The sequence below is a fragment of the Phenylobacterium sp. genome (genome assembly GCF_037138395.1).
Taxonomy (GTDB): domain Bacteria; phylum Pseudomonadota; class Alphaproteobacteria; order Caulobacterales; family Caulobacteraceae; genus Phenylobacterium.
This window is the reverse complement of sequence record NZ_JBAXIM010000166.1, coordinates 1-5277: the sequence shown is the minus strand read 5'-3', so window position 1 is coordinate 5277 and position 5277 is coordinate 1. Positions and strand designations below refer to the sequence as shown.

6 protein-coding genes are annotated in these 5277 nt (G+C 69.7%); 2 read left to right on the top strand and 4 right to left on the bottom strand.

Annotation, left to right across the window (positions count from 1 at the left end):
- The 3 genes from WCJ52_RS11380 to WCJ52_RS11370 all read right to left on the bottom strand — a co-directional run.
- On the bottom strand, window positions 1–326 hold a 326-nt coding region (locus WCJ52_RS11380; RefSeq protein ID WP_336903426.1), incomplete at its 3' end, for a multicopper oxidase domain-containing protein.
- A gap of 34 nt (window positions 327–360) precedes the next feature.
- On the bottom strand, window positions 361–813 hold the full coding sequence (locus tag WCJ52_RS11375; protein ID WP_336903425.1) for a PliI family lysozyme inhibitor of I-type lysozyme: 453 nt from the start codon (window positions 811–813) through the stop codon (window positions 361–363).
- A gap of 19 nt (window positions 814–832) precedes the next feature.
- On the bottom strand, window positions 833–1783 hold the full coding sequence (locus WCJ52_RS11370; protein WP_336903424.1) for an ABC transporter ATP-binding protein: 951 nt from the start codon (window positions 1781–1783) through the stop codon (window positions 833–835).
- A gap of 104 nt (window positions 1784–1887) precedes the next feature.
- On the opposite strand from WCJ52_RS11370, the gene WCJ52_RS11365 reads away from it, so the two are divergent.
- Window positions 1888–2127 (top strand): zinc-finger domain-containing protein, encoded by a 240-nt coding sequence (locus tag WCJ52_RS11365; protein ID WP_336903423.1) that lies wholly within the window; start codon window positions 1888–1890, stop codon window positions 2125–2127.
- Window positions 2128–2178: 51 nt separating this feature from the next.
- Window positions 2179–4959 carry a DNA polymerase I gene (gene polA / locus WCJ52_RS11360; RefSeq protein WP_336903422.1) on the top strand — a complete coding sequence of 927 codons (2781 nt, stop codon included), beginning with the start codon at window positions 2179–2181 and terminating at the stop codon, window positions 4957–4959.
- 12 nt (window positions 4960–4971) lie between these two features.
- Here polA and WCJ52_RS11355 read toward each other — a convergent pair.
- Window positions 4972–5277 (bottom strand): amidohydrolase family protein (locus WCJ52_RS11355; protein WP_336903421.1); only part of this gene is annotated, 306 nt, incomplete at its 5' end.

Genomic DNA, 5277 nt, shown 5'->3' with positions numbered 1-5277 from the left:
AAGCTGATCCCCGGAACGCCGTCCATCTTCCAGGGCACGAGCAGGCCGTGCCAGTGGATCGAGGTGTCCTCGCCCAGGGTGTTGATGAGCCGCAGGCGAACGTCCTGGCCTTCCCGGAGCCGGATGAGTGGGCCCGGGAACTGTCCGTTCACGGTGACGGCCCGGGTCGGGCGCCCCGCAACCTCAACCTCGGTCCAGCCCAGGACGAGGGTAATGTCCTCGCCCGACAGGACCCCGCCCCTCGGAGCGCCGGAGGCGGTCGGCGCGGATTGGGCCCAGGTTGGGACGAGGCTCGCGGCGGCGGCCAGGAAGGTCCGCCGATCCAACGCTTGAGGCCTGCGAAACTCCACCGGCGATCCTTTACTTGCTGCTCGCGCGGCCGCCCGACAGCTCGGCGACCGGGTCGGCGTTGGCCGCAAGGCCGGACTTCGAGCCGACAAGCACAGGGACGCCCTTTTGCACCCGGAAGGCGTCGGCGGAGAGGTAGCCGCCGGTCCCGGCTGAGCGGATGACGACGATGATCTCGTTCTTTCCGTCGCGGTTGATGTCGGCGAACTTCAGGGCCTCCAGGGTCCCGTCCCGGGCGCGCACGGCGCCGGCGACGAAGGCGTCGAAGGGATAGGACGGGTCCCCCGACTTGTAGAGGCGCAGGGCGTAGCTGCCCGTGCTGCGGGGTTCGCCCTCGCCCTCGTCGGCCACGGCGGTGACCCCAAGGGTCGCATCCGAGCCGTTCAGCACGATCCGGTTGAGGTCGCCGGAGACGGCGGGGGCGGCAAGGGCCAGGGTTGCGGCGAAGATCGTGGCCTTGAGCATTTCGGAATTCTCCTGGGGATCAGCCGGCGCGATCCGCTGCGCCATAGGTGAGGGCGACGAAGACATCTTCAAGGCTGGGGTCCTCGGTGGTGACGTCGCGGACCGAGAGGCCCGCGGCGCGTACGGCGGCAAGGACCTGCTCGACGCTGGATTCGCCGGTCCGGTAGGTCACGGCGAAGGCGCCCCCGGGACGCAGGCGGGTCTCGAAGCCGGGCAGGGACGGGGCGGCCTCGACCGGGACCTCCGGGGTCACCACCACAGCCCGGGTATCAATCCGGCCCAGGAGGTCGGAGGTCGCTTCGCAGGCCACCACCTCCCCCCGGTTGATGATGGCGATCCGGTCGCAGAGCTCCTGCGCCTCTTCCAGGTAGTGGGTGGTCAGGACGATGGTCACGCCCTTGCGGTTGAGCTCGACCACATAGCGCCAGAGCTGGCGCCGAAGCTCGACGTCGACCCCCGCTGTGGGCTCGTCCAGGATGAGGACGGGCGGATTGTGAGTCATGGCCTTGGCCACCATCAGGCGGCGCTTCATGCCGCCGGACAGCTGGCGGACATAGGCCTCGGCCTTGTCAGCCAGGCCGAGTGCAGTCAGCAGCTCCATGGAGCGGCGCTCCTTGGGGGGCACGCCGTACATGCCGGCCTGGACCTCCAGGGATTCCCGGGGCGTGAAGAAGGGGTCGGCGGCGATTTCCTGGGGTACCACGCCGATGGCCGCCCGGGCGTCCCGGGGGCGCTCATCGATGTCCCGTCCCCAGATCTTCACCGTTCCGGAGGTCTTGCGCACCAGACCGGCGAGGATGTTGATGAAGGTCGACTTTCCCGCACCGTTCGGGCCCAGCAGGCCGAAGATGGATCCTCGGGGCACCAGGAGGTCGATGCCCTTGAGGGCCTGCATCTGGGGCGTGGTCTTGGTCGCCGCATAGGTCTTGACCACGTTGCGGGCCTCGATGGCGTATTCGGGCAGGCTCATGGCGACCTCCAGGGCTTCGGCGCATTGACGACGAAAGGCGGGCTCGCATACCTAGAGCCTGCCCGGGGCGCCGCCAAGCGTCCCCGGTAAGGGAGACAGCTTCCATGGCCCGCACGACCGCACCTTCCGCACCCCCCGCCGGGCCCCAGCCCGAGATCGTCAGGGTCCACACCCACCGCGTGGCCTGCGACGGGGTCGGCGGCGCCCTGGGGCATCCCCGCGTCTTTCTCGACCTGGGCGTCGACGGGACGGTGGACTGCCCCTACTGCGACCGCCGCTTTGTCCATGACGAGGGCCACGGCGACGGAGCGCCCGGGGCCTACGAGGTCTCCGGCGGCCACTGACCGCCCAACCGAGGATCGACCGCCCCCTCGCCGCCCTCTAGGATGGCGTCCATGAGCGACACTCCCCTCCGCGTCTACCTGATCGACGGCTCCGGCTTTATCTTCCGGGCCTTCCACGCCCTGCCGCCCCTGACCCGAAAGTCCGACGGCCTGCCGATCGGCGCGGTCTCCGGCTTCTGCAACATGTTGTGGAAGCTGCTGGTGGACATGAAGGCCCAGCCCGACGCCCCGACCCACCTGGCTGTGATCTTCGACCATTCCGGGAAGACCTTCCGCAACGAGATCTATCCCGAGTACAAGGCCCACCGCCCGCCGGCCCCCGAGGACCTGGTACCCCAGTTCCCCCTGGTGCGGGAGGCGACCCGGGCCTTTGGCGTCCACGCCCTCGAGCAGCCAGGCTTCGAGGCCGACGACCTGATCGCCGCCTATGCCCGCCTGGTCCGCGAGGCGGGCGGAGAGGTGACCATCATCTCCTCCGACAAGGACCTCATGCAGCTGGTGGGCGAGCGCGTCACCATGCTCGACACCATGAAGAACCTCCGCATCGGGCCGGAACAGGTGGTCGAGAAGTTCGGCGTCCTTCCTGACAAGGTGGTGGAGGTCCAGGCCCTGTGCGGCGACCCGGTTGACAATGTCCCCGGCGCCCCGGGCATTGGGGTGAAGACCGCGGCCCTGCTGATCAACGAATACGGCGACCTGGAGACCCTGCTCGCCCGGGCCGGGGAAATTCGCCAGGACAAGCGCCGCCAGATCCTCCTGGAGTTCGCCGACCAGATCCGTCTGTCCCGCCGGCTCGTCCAGCTGGACGACCGCGCGCCCCTGCCCTCGGCCCTCGAGGAACTGGCGGTGGCCGATCCCGATCCTGACGCCCTCGCCGCCTTCCTGCAGGAGATGGAGCTCAACACCCTGGGCCGGCGGGTGGCCGGGGCGCACCTGGCGGCCAAGGCCCAGGGTCCTGCAGACCCGGCCGCCGCCGCCGAGCCTGTGGACGTGGCCGCCTACGCCTGCGTCCGGGACCTGGCGACCCTGGATGTCTGGATCGCCCGGGCGCACGCTGCTGGGGTCATCGCCTTCGACACCGAGACCGACGCCCTGGGCTCGGCCACGGCGGGGCTGGTGGGGGTCTCCCTCGCGGTGGGCCCTGGCGAGGCCTGCTACATCCCCCTGGCCCACGAGGCCGAGCCGGGCCTCGCCCTCGACGCCCCGGAGGACCTGACCCAGATCCCCCTGGCGGCGGCGATCGACCGCCTGCGCCCCCTGCTCGAGGCCCCCTCGGTGCTGAAGGTGGCGCAGAATGCCAAATACGACCTTGGCGTCCTGTCCCGGTACGGGATCCGCGTGGCGCCCATCGAGGACACCATGCTGATCAGCTATGTCCTGGAGGGCGGGCTCCACGGGCACGGCATGGATGAGCTGTCCCGCCTGCACCTGGGCCACAGCCCCATCCCCTTCAAGCAGGTGGCGGGGACGGGCAAGGCCCAGAAGAGCTTCCGCCACGTGGCGCTTGAGCCGGCCACCGCCTATGCCGCCGAGGATGCCGACGTGACCCTCCGGCTCTACCGGGTCCTGCGCCCGCGACTGTCTCGGGAGGGCCTCCTGACCGTTTATGAGACCCTGGAGCGTCCCCTGCCGCCGGTCCTGGCGGACATGGAGAACGCCGGGGTCCGGATTGATCCCGACTGGCTGCGCAGGCTGTCCAACGACTTTTCCCTGCGGATGGGCGAGTTCGAGGTCGAGGCGCACCGGCTGGCGGGCCACCCCTTCAACCTGGGCAGCCCCAAGCAGGTGGGCGAGGTCCTCTACGGCCAGATGGGCCTGGAATCCCGCCGGACCACCGCCACCGGCGCCCAGGGCACCGACGCCTCGGTGCTTGAGGAGCTAGCCGCCGAGGGGCACGCCCTGCCCAGGGTCCTGCTCGACTGGCGACAGCTGTCCAAGCTGAAGGGGACCTACACCGACGCCCTGGTAGCGGCCATCGCGCCGGCCACGGGACGGGTGCACACCTCCTACGCCATGGCCTCGACCACCACGGGCCGGCTGTCTTCAACGGACCCCAACCTGCAGAACATCCCCGTCCGGACGGAGGAGGGCCGCAAGATCCGCCAGGCCTTTGTGGCCGAGCCGGGCCAGGTGCTGATCAGCGCCGACTATAGCCAGATCGAGCTGAGACTCCTGGCCCATGTGGGCGATATCCCCCAGCTGAAGGCCGCCTTCGCCCAGGGCCTGGACATCCACGCCATGACCGCCTCCGAGGTCTTCGGGGTTCCGATCGAAGGCATGCCCGCCGAGATCCGCCGGCGCGCCAAGGCGATCAACTTCGGCATTGTCTATGGCATTTCCGCCTTTGGCCTCGCCGCCCAGCTGTCGATCCCGAGGGAGGAGGCGGCCGACTATATCCGCACCTATTTCGAGCGGTTCCCCGGCATCCGCGCCTACATGGACCAGGCCAAGGAGGCCGCCCGTCGGCAGGGCTATGTGACCACCTTGTTCGGGCGGCGGGTCCACATCCCCGCCGTCCAGGCCCGTAGCCAGGCCGAGCGGGCCTTTGGCGACCGGGCGGCGATCAACGCCCCCCTGCAGGGCGCCTCGGCAGACATCATCCGCCGGGCCATGATCCGCATGCCGGGCGAGCTCGCCGCCGCCCGCCTGAAGACCCGCATGCTGCTCCAGGTCCACGACGAACTGATCTTCGAGGCGCCCGAGGCCGAAGCCGCCGCAGCCTCGGAGGTCATCCGCCGGGTGATGTCGGCGGCGCCCCTGCCGGCGGTGGCGCTCAGCGTCCCCCTGGTGGTCGACGTGCGCGCCGCCGCCAACTGGGACGACGCGCACTGACGGCCGAAGGGATCAGCCCTTCGGCGCCCGATAGATCGACTTGCCCGACTTGACCGTCTCCACGACGTGGATGTCGCGGATGGCGTTCGGCTCCACCTTCAGGGGATTGCGGTCGAGGACGACCAGGTCCGCTGTCTTGCCCACTTCGAGCGAGCCCTTCGAGGCCTCCTCGAAATACTCGTATGCCCCGTTGAGGGTGATGGCCTTCAGGGCCTGGTAGGGGGTCACCCGCTCATCCGGACCCAGGACCTTGCCCGACCGGGTGACGCGGTTGACCGCCGTCCAGACCAGGAACATCGGGTCCAGGGGGGTGACGAT

Coding starts and splice junctions, on each gene's coding strand:
- polA (WP_336903422.1), top strand. CDS start 2,179: ATGAGCGACACTCCCCTCCGCGTCTACCTGATCGACGGCTCCGGCTTT.
- WCJ52_RS11365 (WP_336903423.1), top strand. CDS start 1,888: ATGGCCCGCACGACCGCACCTTCCGCACCCCCCGCCGGGCCCCAGCCC.
- WCJ52_RS11375 (WP_336903425.1), bottom strand. CDS start 813: ATGCTCAAGGCCACGATCTTCGCCGCAACCCTGGCCCTTGCCGCCCCC.
- WCJ52_RS11370 (WP_336903424.1), bottom strand. CDS start 1,783: ATGAGCCTGCCCGAATACGCCATCGAGGCCCGCAACGTGGTCAAGACC.